This is a genomic window from Pseudomonas fluorescens, assembly GCF_001307155.1.
Taxonomy (GTDB): Bacteria; Pseudomonadota; Gammaproteobacteria; order Pseudomonadales; family Pseudomonadaceae; genus Aquipseudomonas; species Aquipseudomonas helvetica.
The window spans coordinates 2731780-2745730 of the sequence record NZ_CP012830.1 but is presented as its reverse complement, the minus strand read 5'-3'; the positions used below and the strand labels follow the sequence as shown (position 1 = coordinate 2745730).

Genomic DNA, 13951 nt, shown 5'->3' with positions numbered 1-13951 from the left:
CGTTCAATAGCTGCGTCTTGACAGAGGCGCCAAATGCGCTTTTGGCGGAAAAATGCTTATAATGGCCAGCGTTTTTTCCGCTTTCTCAAGCGCGGGTCGACCCTTGCTTACCTTGAATGCCCTGACGCCTAATTCATTCTTTACCCTGGATGTCCAAAAGCCTTGATTCGTCTGCTGAAATTTTTCGGGTGGTCCATCGTCGCCGTTTTCTGCGGACTGCTCCTCGGTCTGAGCGGCGCTTTTCTTTACCTTAGTCCGGGATTGCCATCCGTGGAGGCGCTGAGAAGCATTCAGTTGCAGATTCCTTTGCGGGTCTACAGCAGCGACGGCAAATTGATCGCCGAGTTTGGCGAAATGCGCCGCACGCCGATCCGCTTCGCCGACATCCCACCGAATTTCATCAATGCGTTACTCAGTGCCGAAGACGACAACTTCGCCAATCACTATGGCGTCGACCCCAGCAGCCTGATGCGTGCCGCGAGCCAACTGGTCAAAAGCGGACACATTCAATCCGGCGGCAGCACCATCACCATGCAGGTGGCGAAGAACTTCTTCCTCACCAGCGAGCGTAGCTTCTCGCGCAAGACCACGGAAATCCTCCTGGCCCTGCAAATCGAGCGTCAGCTGACCAAGGACGAGATCCTTGAGCTCTACGTGAACAAGATCTATCTGGGCAACCGCGCTTACGGCATCGAGGCGGCGGCGCAGGTGTATTACGGCAAGTCGATCCGCGACGTCAGCCTGGCGCAGATGGCGATGATCGCCGGCCTGCCGAAAGCCCCTTCGCGCTTCAACCCGCTGGCCAACCCGGCGCGCAGCAAAGAACGTCGCGACTGGATCCTGGGCCGCATGTACAAGCTCGGGAAAATTGACGAAGCGGCGTATCAGGCCGCGATCAACGAGCCGCTGAACGCCAGCTATCACGTACCGACGCCGGAAGTGAACGCGCCGTACATCGCTGAAATGGCCCGTGCCGAAATGGTCGGTCGTTATGGCAGCGATGCCTACACCGAAGGTTTCCGCGTCACCACCACCGTGCCGAGCAACCTTCAGGAAATGGCCAACACCGCCGTCCATGAAGGCTTGATCACCTACGACCAGCGTCACGGCTATCGCGGCCCTGAATCCCGCCTGCCAGGCAAGACGCCTGCTGCCTGGGCCACGGAACTGACCAAACAGCGCACCATCAGCGGCCTGGAACCAGCCATCGTCACTCTGATCGAGAAAAACGGCGTGCAGGTCCTGACCCGCAACGGCGAAGAACATGTCAGCTGGGACAGCATGAAATGGGCGCGCCCGTTTCTGAACACCAACAGCATGGGCCCGGCACCGAAGCAGCCATCGGACGTCGCCCAGGTCGGTGACCTGATTCGCGTACAGCGCCAAGCGGACAACGCCCTGAAGTTCAGCCAGATTCCGGTCGCCCAAAGCGCACTGGTTTCGCTGGACCCGCAAAACGGCGCCATCCGCGCGCTGGTCGGCGGCTTCGCGTTCGAGCAGAGCAACTACAACCGCGCCATGCAGGCCAAGCGCCAACCGGGCTCGAGCTTCAAGCCATTCGTCTACAGCGCTGCGCTGGATAACGGCTACACCCCGGCAACGCTGGTCAACGACGCCCCGATCGTGTTCGTCGACGAGTATCTGGACAAGGTCTGGCGTCCGAAGAACGACACCAACACCTTCCTCGGCCCGATCCGCATGCGTGAAGCGCTCTACAAGTCGCGCAACCTGGTATCGATCCGTCTGCTCCAGGCGCTGGGCGTCGATCGCACCATCGACTACATCAGCAAGTTCGGTTTCAACAAGCAGGACCTGCCGCGCAACCTGTCGCTGGCCCTGGGTACCGCAACGCTGACGCCAATGGAAATCGCCACCGGCTGGAGCACCTTTGCCAACGGCGGCTACAAGATCACCCCGTACATCATCGACAAGATCGAAAGCCGCAACGGTGACACGCTGTTCGTCGCCAACCCGCCAAGCGTGCCGAAGGGCGATATCGCCAGCAACGGGATTGCAGCGCCGGTGAGCAACACCTTTACGGTCAACCCGACGCCAGGTGAAGCCCCGGCAGCGCAAACCACCGTACAAGCACCGGCCGTCGCAGAACGGATCATCGACGGGCGCACCACCTTCATCCTCAACAGCATGCTCGAAGACGTGATCAAGCTCGGTACCGGACGTCGCGCCCTGTCCATGGGCCGCAGCGACATCGCGGGCAAGACCGGGACCACCAACGAATCCAAGGATGCCTGGTTCTCGGGCTACAACGCCGATTATGTGACCACGGTCTGGACCGGTTTCGACCAACCGGAAAGCCTCGGCAAGCGCGAGTTCGGCGGCACCGTGGCGCTGCCGATCTGGATGAACTACATGAGCGCCGCGCTCAAAGGCAAACCACCGCATACCCAGGCCGAGCCGGAAGGCATCCTCAGCCTGCGGGTTGACCCGGTCAGCGGCCGTGCAGCCACCCCAAGCACGCCTGGCGCCTACTTCGAGCTGTTCAAGTCCGAAGACTCCCCGCCATCGATCAACGAACTGGGCAACGGCAATGCACCGGGCAGCCCACTGCCCGCGGACGAAGCGGCGCCGATCGACCTGTTCTGATCGCGCAGCCCCAACAAAAAGCCCCGCTCTTCGTTTGAAGGCGGGGCTTTTTAGTTTCTGGACTTCGCGCTTCTATTCTTTGACGTAAAACTGGTCCGACTCCGATGGGTTGTAGTCATCCAGCGCCTTGTCCACCAACAACAAAGCGCCATCGACCATCCGGCAAATCGCCAGCGCCACACTGCGGCGCGAACCCTCGATTTCGAATGCCAGGTCGGCGGCCATGACCTTGACCGAGGCCAGATCTTCCGAGGCATTGGCCAACAGGCTTTCGAGGCCCACGTCGGGTGAAACACTGAACAAGCGGTCTGAGCGCAGGTCGCTGAAGCGCAGTTTGGCGAGGGTGGGTTTCAGGTAGTGATCGAGGGCGCGGTGGGCGGCGTCGTGAAGCTTTTTTGAATCGAGGGATTCGTAGGGGGAGACGTCGTCGTGTTCGGGCGGATTAGGGGTTTCTTTGATCATGATGGAGCTCCTTGATTGTTGGAGCTACCACCGTCCGCGGTCAAACGAAAAGGTGGCAGCTGTACGCGGGTTGACCGACCAGGAATCAAGGAACCCGGCACACCCGAAGGTGTCCCACGCACAGCCGCCATGACACGATACCTCAGACGCAAAAAAAGCGCCTGGAATAGGTCTTGGGCGCTGGCGCGCCTTGATTTACACGGACGGTCAAATCCGGTCGCTGAATGGGCAGCGACGATCAAAGGCTAGAGGCCACGCTTCCGAGGGGCAACCTTAAAGACTTGTCGGAGATTTCTACGTTGCCCGTGATGCTGTCATCAAGTTCCTGCCTCATCCTACGGGCATTACACAAATGATCGTTCCCACGCTCCCCTTCAGCTCGTGAAGCGGAACGCGGAGCGTCCCTGGCGGCATTCCTTTGCTGCGCGTGGGAACGATCAGCTTCTGAAGCCGCACACGCCCCAACCACTCAGGCCGGCCGGTAGGCCGCCGTGCTTTGCCGTTGATCTTGATCCACCCGCCCCTATCGGGAGGCCGAGTGGAGGTGTTCATCAGGGGGTGGGCGCGCAGCGCCGTACGGCGCAGCCGGACACATCGAGAGGAGGTCGTCGCGAAGCAGACCGTAGGCGATGCCCCCTGATGGACACCGGAGCAAGGGAACGCCGAGCCTAGGCGAGGTGCCGTACGCTTGGGGCGAAGCCTTTTGCTTACTTTTCGGCGTCTGGAAAAGTGAGTCGCCGTCAGGGCGAAACCCTAAGCGGCCGTTACCGCAGGAATGGATATGTACACCTGCGAGAGGTTGGTCGGCTGTCAGGCCGCCATCGCGGGCAAGCCCGGCTCCCACAGTGAATTGATGTACATCCGCAAGAGATAGGCCGGCTATCCGGCCGCCATCGCGAGCAAGCTCAGCTCCTACAGATTTGGTTGGGGTACATCTGCGAAAGACAGATACAAAAAAGCCCCGACTCACAAGAGCCGGGGCTTTCTGTTGAAGCGCTACAACGGCTTAGCCGTTGAACACGTCATCCACGCTTTTCAGCGGGTAGTTCTTCGGATACGGCAGAGTCGCCACACCCGTCTCGATTGCAGCCTTGGCCACAGCATCCGAGATCACAGTGATCAAACGAGCATCCATTGGCTTCGGAATGATGTACTCACGACCGAACTCCAGCTTGATGCCACCGTAAGCGTCACACACTTCCTGAGGCACTGGCAGCTTGGCCAATTCACGCAGAGCGTTGGCCGCAGCCACTTTCATTTCTTCGTTGATGCGCTTGGCGCGAACGTCCAGAGCACCACGGAAAATGAACGGGAAGCCCAGTACGTTGTTCACCTGGTTCGGGTAGTCCGAACGGCCGGTCGCCATGATCACGTCGTTACGGGTGGCGTGAGCCAGTTCCGGGGCGATTTCCGGATCAGGGTTCGAGCACGCGAACACGATCGGGTTGGCCGCCATCAGCATCAGGTTTTCAGCGCTCAGCAGGTTCGGACCGGACAGGCCAACGAACACGTCTGCGCCTTTCAGGGCGTCAGTCAGCGTGCGCTTGTCGGTCGCGTGAGCGAAGACAGCCTTGTACTGGTTCAGGTCGTCACGCTCGGAGTGGATCACGCCGGTACGGTCAACCATGAAGATGTTTTCGATCTTGGCACCCATGCTCACCAGCAACTTCATGCAGGAGATAGCGGCAGCGCCAGCGCCCAGGCAGACGATCTTGGCTTCCGGCAGGGTTTTGCCAGCGATTTCCAGGGCGTTGATCATGCCCGCAGCGGTCACGATCGCGGTGCCGTGCTGGTCATCGTGGAACACCGGAATGTCGCACTGTTCGATCAGCGCGCGTTCGATCTCAAAGCACTCTGGTGCCTTGATGTCTTCCAGGTTGATGCCACCGAAGGTGATGGAGATACGCTTGACGGTGTCGATGAAAGCTTGCGGGCTTTCGGAGTCGACTTCGATGTCGAACACGTCGATACCGGCGAAGCGCTTGAACAGCACGCCTTTACCTTCCATCACCGGCTTGGAAGCCAATGGGCCAAGGTTACCCAGGCCGAGAATCGCGGTGCCATCGGAAATGACTGCAACCAGGTTGCCCTTGCCGGTGTATTTGTAGGCCAGTTCAGGATCGCGGGCGATTTCGCGTACTGGTTCGGCTACGCCGGGGCTGTAGGCCAGCGACAGATCGCGGGCGGTAGCGGTGGCCTTGGTGAGCTCGACACTCAGCTTACCTGGACGAGGATGGGCGTGATATTCGAGAGCGGCAGTTTTCAAATCAGACATGTGGGCATTCCGCTTTTACTGTTGAACGACGGACCGCCGAGGATACTCGCGTCGCAAAGTCCCCACAAGACTGACCGGTCACCCCTGTCAAGCGCCCTACCCTACGACTTTGGGCCAAGAGCCACGGAACACAAGGACTCAACTGTTCACAATCGACTTAAAAAATGTCGACAATTTCTTTTTACGGCACTGCTTGCAGCATGGCCGGATGGGTCAATGGCAACAACCAGCGCGCCTCGTCGAAATCCAGACCACCACGCCGTGAGCGATCGATCACCCAGCCACGCGCCTCGATCTGCTTGCCGTTGAGCCGCTCCAGAGCCGCCAGATCGAATTGACCGAGCAGATTGGGTGCAACGCGCAATACAATCGAATCCTGCAACTCGATCCAAATTCCGCCACGATTGCGCTGAACCTTGCTCACACGCCCACTGAGCACGGCAAAACCCGATTGGTTGATCTGTTCCGCTTTCAGTACAGGAGACTGCCGCCATAACCCCAGCCGGGCCTGCCGCGCAGTGCGTTCAGCGGTCTGTTGGCAACTGACAAAATCGACGTTCGGCGCCACTGCCACCAGGTAACCAAGCCCCTCGGCAAGCATCTGCGCTTCGAGATTGTCACCGTTGGCGCTGTAAAGATGGGCCAGGGTGCGCCCGTAACGATCCTTGCCCTCTTGTCCCGCCAGCAAACCCAACCGTCCGTCGCTTGCCGCCACCAACGTTTCCAGTCGCGTGCGCGCAGCCGCAGCGAAAGGCTCGTCGGAGCGACCTTTCTTACCCAGTTCCGGGGTATTCAAACCGATCATGCGCACACTGCGGCCGTCGCTCAGGCGCACCGTGTCGCCATCCACCACGCGTTGCACGCTGACAGCTTCCAGCTGACTGGCTGGCGCAGGACAGAGGGCCTGGGCGCTGGAGAGCCAAATCGCGGACATAAAAAAGGCGCCCGCTAGGGGCGCCTTTTTCATCAGTCTGGAGAAGTCTAATCGACTTTCCAACATGATCAGTCTTAGGCTTTTTTGCCAAAAGCACCGAAACGATCGGCGAACTTCTGTACACGGCCGCCAGTATCCAGAGTCTTCTGCTTACCGGTGTAGAACGGGTGGCACTCGTTGCATACGTCGATCGCCAGAGGCTTGGCCAGGTTCGAACGAGTTTCGAACTTGTTGCCACAGCTGCAGGTAACTGCGGTGATTTCGTATGTTGGATGGATATCGGCTTTCATGGTGTCTTCCTCGGGCTAGCGTGCCGCCACTCAACACTATTGTTGAATACCGCACGTAATTAGGCCGCGGATTCTACCAGACCTTTGCGATCACGCAAGCTGTCCAAAGTGCCCTCCATCAGAAAAGACTGTTCGATTCTGGCGAGTGAACACTTTCCTAATAGAGGACACTAATCCAGTCGTCTGCTAGGCTCCGGCCCTTCTTTACCGCCTGCTCAATGAGATCCCCCCGCGTGCCCGACGCCATTTTGCGCCTCGCCCTGCCTTCGCCCCTGCGCCGCCTGTTCGACTACCGTGCCCCGGCGGGAGTCCTGCGCGCACATTTGCACCCGGGCATGCGGTTGCGGGTGCCGTTCGGCCGCCGCGAGATGATCGGGATCCTGGTGGAAGTCACCAGCCACAGCGAAGTCCCGGCCGACAAACTCAAACCGGCACTGGCGCTGCTCGATGCCACTCCACCGCTACCGGCATCACTGTTCAAGTTGTGCCTGTGGACGTCCCAGTATTACCAGCACAGCCTCGGCGACACCTTGAGTTGGGCGCTGCCGGTACTGTTACGCCAGGGTGAACTGGCCGAAGCGCGCCAGGAGCGCTTCTGGTCGATCACCCCGGGCGCGAAACTGGATGATCCGCGTATCGCCCGCGCGCCACGTCAGCGCGAAGCCTTGGCAACGCTGGCCCAGCATCCGCATGGCGTTGCCCATCAGTTGCTGAGCAAGTTGATGTTGAGCAAGGACAGCCTCGACCTGCTGCTGGCCAAAGAACTGGTGCAAGTGGATATCCGCAAACACGCACCCGGCGAACGTCACGAACACTGGCTGGCGCAACCGGAGCTGCCGCTGAACCCGGAGCAGCGCGCCGCGTATGAAGCGATCCGCGCAGGTTTCGACAGTTTTCATGCGTTCCTGCTGGCCGGGGTCACTGGCAGCGGCAAGACCGAAGTCTATTTGCAGCTGATCCGCGAAACCCTTGAGGCCGGCAAGCAGGCGCTGGTGCTGATCCCCGAAATCAACCTCGGGCCGCAAACCCTGGCGCGCTTCGAACAGCGCTTCAATGCGCGTATTGCCCTCGTGCATTCGGCCGTCAATGACCGCGAACGGCTGGAATCCTGGCTCGCGGCCCGGGATGGCGAGGCCGACATTATTATCGGCACCCGCTCGGCGCTGTTCACACCGATGAAAAACCCCGGGCTGATCATCATCGATGAAGAGCACGACGGCTCTTATAAACAGCAGGAAGGTTTGCGCTATCACGCCCGCGATCTGGCATTGGTCCGAGCACGACAGGAAAACATCCCGATTGTCCTTGGCTCGGCGACGCCGTCACTGGAAAGCCTGCACAACGCCTACACCGGTCGTTACGGACTGCTGCGCCTGAACGAGCGCGCCGGCGGGGCGAAACAACCCCGTTTCCTGCGCCTGGACGTCAAAAGTCGCCCGCTGGACAGCGGTATTTCCGGGCCGATGCAGCAGGCGATCGGCCAGACCCTCGCTGCCGGCCAGCAAGTCCTGGTATTTCTCAACCGTCGCGGCTTTGCGCCCACCCTGCTCTGTCACGATTGCGGCTGGATGTCGGAGTGTCAGCGCTGCGATGCGCGAATGACCGTCCACCAGCGTTCCGGCGAGCTGCGTTGCCACCATTGCGGCTACGTCGAGCGTGTCCCTCGGCACTGCCCGAAATGCGGCAAGGTCGATTTGCGCCCCGTGGGTGCCGGCACCGAACGCGCTGAAGAGCGTTTGGGCATTCTGTTCCCGGACTACCCGGTATTGCGGGTCGACCGCGACAGCACCTCGCGTAAAGATGCGATGAATCAGCTGTTCGCGACCATTCAGAAAGGTCAGCCGTGCATTCTGGTGGGCACGCAGATGCTCGCCAAAGGGCATCACTTTCCACGGGTGACGCTGGTGTCGATTCTCGATGCCGACGGCGGACTGTTCTCCGGTGATTTCCGCGCCAGCGAACGCATGGCTCAGTTGATCGTGCAGGTGGCGGGACGTGCCGGTCGCGCCGAAGAGCCGGGCAAAGTGATCATCCAGACTCACCTGGCTGACCACCCGTTGTTGGTGCAACTGACCGAGCAAGGTTATTTCGCCTTTGCCGAGCAGGCCTTGAGCGAACGTCGTTCCGCCGGGCTACCGCCGTTCGCGCACCTGGCGCTGTTGCGGGCCGAAGCGCACAAACCGGGGCAGGCCGAAGGTTTCCTCGATGAAGCCTGCAGCGAGGCGGAACGATTGTTGGATGAACACAACCTGACTGGCATCGAATTGCTCGGGCCGGTGCCGGCGCCGATGGAGCGCCGGGCTGGACGCTATCGTGCGCAATTATTGTTGCAAGCCTCGGCTCGGGCGCCACTGCATCGACTGCTGAGCGCCTGGTTGCTGGCGCTGGAACAGATGCCGAGCGGGCGGGCGGTGCGCTGGTCTTTGGATGTTGATCCGGTCGATTTGTATTGAGTCAACTATGTGGCGAGGGAGCTTGCTCCCGCTCGGCTGTGCAACAGCCGCAAACAAGTCCCCCCTCCCAGCAGACAGAATGCAGCACCCGATTTCAGGGCCGCTCCGCGCCCCAGCGGGAGCAAGCTCCCTCGCCACAAGGTAATCAATCACCGTAAGTCCGCAATGAACCTACAATGGTTGGCAAGCCCGACTTCGCAACGGATAATGCCCAGTTTTTCCACCTGCGCATTGATGCGCCGCCGCTCTGCGGTTGAAAGAGAAGACCATGAAAGACACCATTCGCCAGTTGATCCAGCAAGCCCTCACCCAACTCGTTACCGACGGTGTGTTGCCTGAAGGCCTGACGCCGGCGATTCAGGTGGAGAACTCCCGTGACAAGACTCACGGCGACTTCGCCAGCAACATCGCCATGATGCTGGCTAAACCGGCCGGCATGAAACCGCGCGATCTGGCGGAAAAAATCATCGCTGCGCTGCCGGTTGACGAAAACGTCAGCAAAACCGAAATCGCCGGCCCGGGCTTCCTCAACTTCTTCCAGAACACCCAGGCCCTGGCCTCGCGCCTGGACGCAGCCCTGGCCGACGCCCACATCGGCGTGCGCAAGGCAGGTCCCGTGCAGCGCACTGTGGTCGACTTGTCGGCACCGAACCTGGCCAAAGAGATGCACGTCGGTCACTTGCGTTCGACCATCATCGGCGACGGCGTGGCGCGCGTACTGGAGTTCCTCGGCGATACAGTGATCCGTCAGAACCACGTCGGCGACTGGGGCACCCAGTTCGGCATGCTGATGGCGTACCTGCAAGAAAACCCGATCACCAGCGACGAGCTGTCGGACCTGGAAAACTTCTACCGCGCCGCCAAGCAGCGCTTCGACGAATCCGAAGAATTCGCCGACCGCGCCCGTGGCCTGGTGGTCAAGCTGCAAGCCGGTGACCCGGACTGCCTGGTGCTGTGGACCAAGTTCAAAGACATTTCCCTGTCCCACTGCCAGAAAATCTACGAACAGCTGAACGTCAAACTGACCATGGCCGACGTGATGGGCGAAAGTGCCTACAACGACGACCTGATCAACGTGGTCAACGACCTCAAGGCCAAAGGCATGCTGGTCGAGAGCAACGGCGCCCAATGCGTGTTCCTCGACGAATTCAAGAATGCCGACGGCGACCCGCTGCCGGTAATCATCGTCAAGGCCGATGGCGGCTACCTCTACGCCACCACTGACCTGGCGGCCGTGCGCTACCGTAACGGCGTGCTGAAAGCCGATCGAGTGCTGTACTTCGTCGACCAACGTCAGGCCCTGCACTTTCAGCAGGTATTCGAAGTGGCTCGCCTGGCCGGTTTCGTGACCCATCCGATGGAAATGGAGCACATGGGCTTCGGCACCATGAACGGCGCCGATGGCCGTCCGTTCAAGACCCGTGATGGCGGCACCGTGAAGCTGATCGACCTGCTGAACGAAGCCAAGGAACGTGCCTACACGCTAGTGAAGGAAAAGAACCCCGAGCTTGCCGAAGCCGACCTGCGCAACATCGCCAAAGTCGTGGGCATTGGCGCGGTGAAATACGCCGACCTGTCCAAGCACCGCACCAGCGACTACAGCTTCAACTTCGACCTGATGCTGAACTTCGAAGGCAACACCGCGCCGTACCTGCTGTACGCCTACACTCGCGTGGCCGGCGTGTTCCGCAAACTCGGCAAGGACTTCAGCGAAGTCGAAGGGCAGATCGTCCTCGAGGCCACTCACGAACACGAACTGGCCGCCAAGCTGGCACAGTTCGGTGAAGTGCTGAACAACGTCGCCGAAAAAGGTACGCCGCACATCCTCTGCACCTACCTGTACGATGTTGCCGGCCTGTTCTCCAGCTTCTACGAGAACTGCCCGATCCTCAGCGCCGAAACTCCGGCACAAATGCAAAGCCGCTTGCGCCTCGCCGCATTGACCGGTCGCACCCTCAAGCAAGGCCTGGAACTCTTGGGTCTGGAAACTCTGGAGCGTATGTAAGTTGGCTGCCAAGAAAAAACCAGCACCAAAGCGTGGCGCCAGCCGTTACCAAGCTCCTGCAAAAAAGCCGATTCCGGGATGGCTGTGGATGGCCATCGGCCTGACCGTGGGCGCCTTCATCGTGTTCTTGATGAAGCTGGAGCCGGGTAAAGGCAGCGAAAGCGTCAAGCGCGAGAAGGTCGAACAACAGAAAGCCAGCAAGATCGCCGAGGCCAACAAGACCCCGCCGAGCCCGACGCAGCCGGTGAAGCCGAAATATGACTTCTACACCTTGCTGCCGGAATCGGAGGTCATCGTGCCGCCGGATGCCGTGCCGGAGAAAACCCTGCCGACGCCGCAGACTGCACCCGTTGCACCGGTAACCCCGGCAGAAGCAGCGAAGATCGACACCGCGCGTGCGCAGGCAGCCCTGAGCGGCGTTACCCCGCCGCCAGCGCCACCCGTGGCGAAAGCGGCGCCGGTGACCAAGTTCTTCCTGCAGGCTGGCTCGTTCCGCAAGGAAGCCGACGCCGACAAGGTTCGTGCGCAGATCATTCTGCTCGGCCAGGCAGTTTCGGTGGAGTCCGGCACGGTGAAGGACGAGACCTGGTACCGCGTGCTGGTCGGCCCGTTCAGCAACCGCGAACAGCTGACCACCGCCCAGAAACAACTGGCTGGCAGCGGTTTCAGCAATCTGTTGTTACAACAACGCCAAAGCCGCTGACTTCTGATGATTGCTCCCCCATTTGCGGGAGCAATCTGCTTTTGTGGCGAGGGGGCTTGCCCCCGTTCGGTTGCGAAGCGACCGTAAATCGCTATCCCGGCTCGACCTGAAACGGCATGGTGGCTGATTACCGGGCCGCTTCGCGCCCCAACGGGGGCAAGCCCCCTCGCCACACGCTTGATGTACACCGCTCATCCCCTCCTGCGCCCCGCAGTTGAAAAACGCCTCACCACCCCCATATGAGTTGGGATAAGGCATTTTCGCCCCGCTGCGTGGAGACTCTTCCCTTGACCACCATCGTTTCAGTTCGCCGCCACGGCAAAGTCGTCATGGGCGGCGACGGCCAGGTTTCTCTCGGCAATACCGTGATGAAAGGCAACGCGAAGAAAGTTCGCCGCCTGTACCACGGTCAGGTCATCGCCGGGTTTGCTGGCGCCACCGCTGACGCCTTTACCCTATTCGAACGTTTCGAAGGCCAGCTTGAAAAGCACCAGGGCCACCTGGTTCGCGCTGCCGTCGAACTCGCCAAAGAATGGCGCACCGACCGCTCCCTCAGCCGCCTCGAAGCGATGCTTGCAGTCGCCAACAAAGACGCCTCTCTGATCATCACCGGTAACGGCGATGTGGTCGAACCCGAAGAAGGCCTGATCGCCATGGGTTCCGGCGGCGGTTACGCTCAGGCCGCGGCCAGCGCCCTGCTGAAGAAAACCGATCTGTCGGCCCGTGAAATCGTCGAAACCGCTCTGGGCATCGCCGGCGACATCTGTGTTTTCACCAACCACAACTTCACCATTGAGGAGCAGGATCTCAGCGAATAAGCCTGTTTCGGCCATCACGCCACGGCATTCATTTTTGCTTGAGGACCACCCATTACCATGCCAATGACTCCCCGCGAAATCGTCCATGAACTCAGTCGCCATATCATCGGCCAGGACGATGCCAAGCGCGCCGTCGCCATCGCCCTGCGTAACCGCTGGCGCCGGATGCAACTGCCTGAAGAGCTGCGCGTTGAAGTAACACCCAAGAACATTTTGATGATCGGCCCGACCGGTGTCGGTAAAACCGAAATCGCCCGTCGCCTGGCCAAACTCGCCAATGCGCCATTCATCAAGGTTGAAGCGACCAAGTTCACCGAGGTCGGCTATGTCGGCCGTGACGTCGAGTCGATCATTCGTGACCTCGCCGATGCAGCGATCAAGTTGCTGCGCGAACAGGAAATGACCAAGGTTCGCCATCGCGCCGAAGATGCCGCCGAAGAGCGCATCCTCGATGCACTGCTGCCACCGGCACGCATGGGCTTCAGCAACGAAGACTCCGCGCCGGCCCAGGATTCCAACACCCGCCAACTGTTCCGCAAGCGCCTGCGCGAAGGTCAGCTGGATGACAAGGAGATTGAAATCGAAGTCGCCGAAGTGTCCGGCGTCGATATCTCCGCGCCACCGGGCATGGAAGAAATGACCAACCAGTTGCAAAGCCTGTTCGCCAACATGGGCAAGGGCGCGCGCAAGAGCCGCAAGCTCAAGGTCAAGGAAGCGCTGAGACTGGTGCGCGACGAAGAAGCCAGCCGCCTGGTCAATGATGAAGAACTCAAGGCCAAGGCGCTGGAAGCGGTCGAACAGCACGGCATCGTGTTCATCGACGAAATCGACAAAGTCGCCAAGCGCGGCAATACCGGCGGCGTCGACGTGTCCCGCGAAGGCGTACAGCGCGACCTGCTGCCGCTGATCGAAGGCTGTACGGTCAACACCAAACTGGGCATGGTCAAGACCGACCACATCCTGTTCATCGCTTCCGGTGCGTTCCACCTGAGCAAGCCAAGCGATCTGGTGCCCGAACTGCAAGGCCGCCTGCCGATCCGCGTCGAACTCAAGGCCCTCACACCGGAAGACTTCGAGCGCATCCTCAGCGAGCCGCATGCCTCGCTCACCGAGCAGTATTGCGCCCTGCTGAAAACCGAAGGCGTGACGATCGAGTTCCAGCCAGACGGCATCAAACGCGTGGCGGAGATCGCCTGGCAGGTCAACGAGAAGACCGAGAACATCGGTGCCCGTCGCCTGCACACCCTGCTTGAGCGTCTGCTCGAAGAGGTGTCGTTCAGCGCCAGCGATCTGGCCAGCACCCACAGCGAAGAGCCGATCCGCATCGACGCTGACTACGTCAACAGCCACCTCGGCGAATTGGCGCAGAACGAAGACCTGTCCCGTTATATCCTGTAGGTCACATTC

General features: G+C 60.3%; 10 protein-coding genes. 6 read left to right on the top strand and 4 right to left on the bottom strand.

Annotated elements, in window-relative coordinates:
- Nucleotides 1-165: 165 nt before the first annotated feature.
- Nucleotides 166-2604, top strand: a complete 2439-nt coding sequence (locus AO353_RS12470; RefSeq protein ID WP_371917632.1) for a penicillin-binding protein 1A — start codon at nt 166-168, stop codon at nt 2602-2604.
- A gap of 72 nt (nt 2605-2676) precedes the next feature.
- On the opposite strand, the gene AO353_RS12465 is transcribed toward AO353_RS12470, so the two are convergent.
- The 4 genes from AO353_RS12465 to rpmE form a co-directional block, all read right to left on the bottom strand.
- Nucleotides 2677-3066 carry a DUF6124 family protein gene (locus tag AO353_RS12465; protein WP_054593867.1) on the bottom strand — a complete coding sequence of 130 codons (390 nt, stop codon included), beginning with the start codon at nt 3064-3066 and terminating at the stop codon, nt 2677-2679.
- A 1006-nt stretch (nt 3067-4072) separates the two neighbouring features.
- Nucleotides 4073-5341, bottom strand: a complete 1269-nt coding sequence (locus tag AO353_RS12460) for a malic enzyme-like NAD(P)-binding protein (protein ID WP_054595225.1) — start codon at nt 5339-5341, stop codon at nt 4073-4075.
- Nucleotides 5342-5522: 181 nt separating this feature from the next.
- Nucleotides 5523-6341 carry a thermonuclease family protein gene (locus AO353_RS12455; protein WP_054595224.1) on the bottom strand — a complete coding sequence of 273 codons (819 nt, stop codon included), beginning with the start codon at nt 6339-6341 and terminating at the stop codon, nt 5523-5525.
- Nucleotides 6342-6349: 8 nt separating this feature from the next.
- Entirely contained in the window at nt 6350-6565 is a 216-nt protein-coding gene (gene rpmE / locus AO353_RS12450) for a 50S ribosomal protein L31 (protein ID WP_054595223.1), read from the bottom strand.
- 233 nt (nt 6566-6798) lie between these two features.
- Between rpmE and AO353_RS12445 the strand changes: the two genes are divergently transcribed.
- The 5 genes from AO353_RS12445 to hslU all read left to right on the top strand — a co-directional run bounded on the left by AO353_RS12445 (nt 6799) and on the right by hslU (nt 13942).
- Nucleotides 6799-9018: a primosomal protein N' gene (locus AO353_RS12445; protein WP_054595222.1), complete on the top strand. Its 2220-nt coding sequence runs from the start codon at nt 6799-6801 to the stop codon at nt 9016-9018.
- A 268-nt stretch (nt 9019-9286) separates the two neighbouring features.
- Nucleotides 9287-11023, top strand: a complete 1737-nt coding sequence (gene argS / locus AO353_RS12440; RefSeq protein WP_054595221.1) for an arginine--tRNA ligase — start codon at nt 9287-9289, stop codon at nt 11021-11023.
- A 1-nt stretch (nt 11024) separates the two neighbouring features.
- A complete protein-coding gene (locus AO353_RS12435; protein WP_054595220.1) occupies nt 11025-11726 on the top strand; it encodes an SPOR domain-containing protein in 702 nt (233 codons plus the stop codon).
- 287 nt (nt 11727-12013) lie between these two features.
- Nucleotides 12014-12544 (top strand): ATP-dependent protease subunit HslV, encoded by a 531-nt coding sequence (gene hslV / locus AO353_RS12430; RefSeq protein WP_054595219.1) that lies wholly within the window; start codon nt 12014-12016, stop codon nt 12542-12544.
- Between the two features lie 57 nt (nt 12545-12601).
- Nucleotides 12602-13942, top strand: coding sequence for an ATP-dependent protease ATPase subunit HslU (hslU, locus tag AO353_RS12425; RefSeq protein ID WP_054595218.1), 1341 nt, complete (start codon nt 12602-12604; stop codon nt 13940-13942).
- The last annotated feature ends 9 nt before the right edge of the window (nt 13943-13951 follow it).

Excerpts from the sequence above, each read along its gene's own strand:
- AO353_RS12465 (WP_054593867.1), bottom strand. The coding sequence starts at position 3,066 with ATGATCAAAGAAACCCCTAATCCGCCCGAACACGACGACGTCTCCCCC.
- AO353_RS12455 (WP_054595224.1), bottom strand. The coding sequence starts at position 6,341 with ATGTTGGAAAGTCGATTAGACTTCTCCAGACTGATGAAAAAGGCGCCC.
- AO353_RS12460 (WP_054595225.1), bottom strand. The coding sequence starts at position 5,341 with ATGTCTGATTTGAAAACTGCCGCTCTCGAATATCACGCCCATCCTCGT.
- rpmE (WP_054595223.1), bottom strand. The coding sequence starts at position 6,565 with ATGAAAGCCGATATCCATCCAACATACGAAATCACCGCAGTTACCTGC.
- argS (WP_054595221.1), top strand. The coding sequence starts at position 9,287 with ATGAAAGACACCATTCGCCAGTTGATCCAGCAAGCCCTCACCCAACTC.
- hslU (WP_054595218.1), top strand. The coding sequence starts at position 12,602 with ATGCCAATGACTCCCCGCGAAATCGTCCATGAACTCAGTCGCCATATC.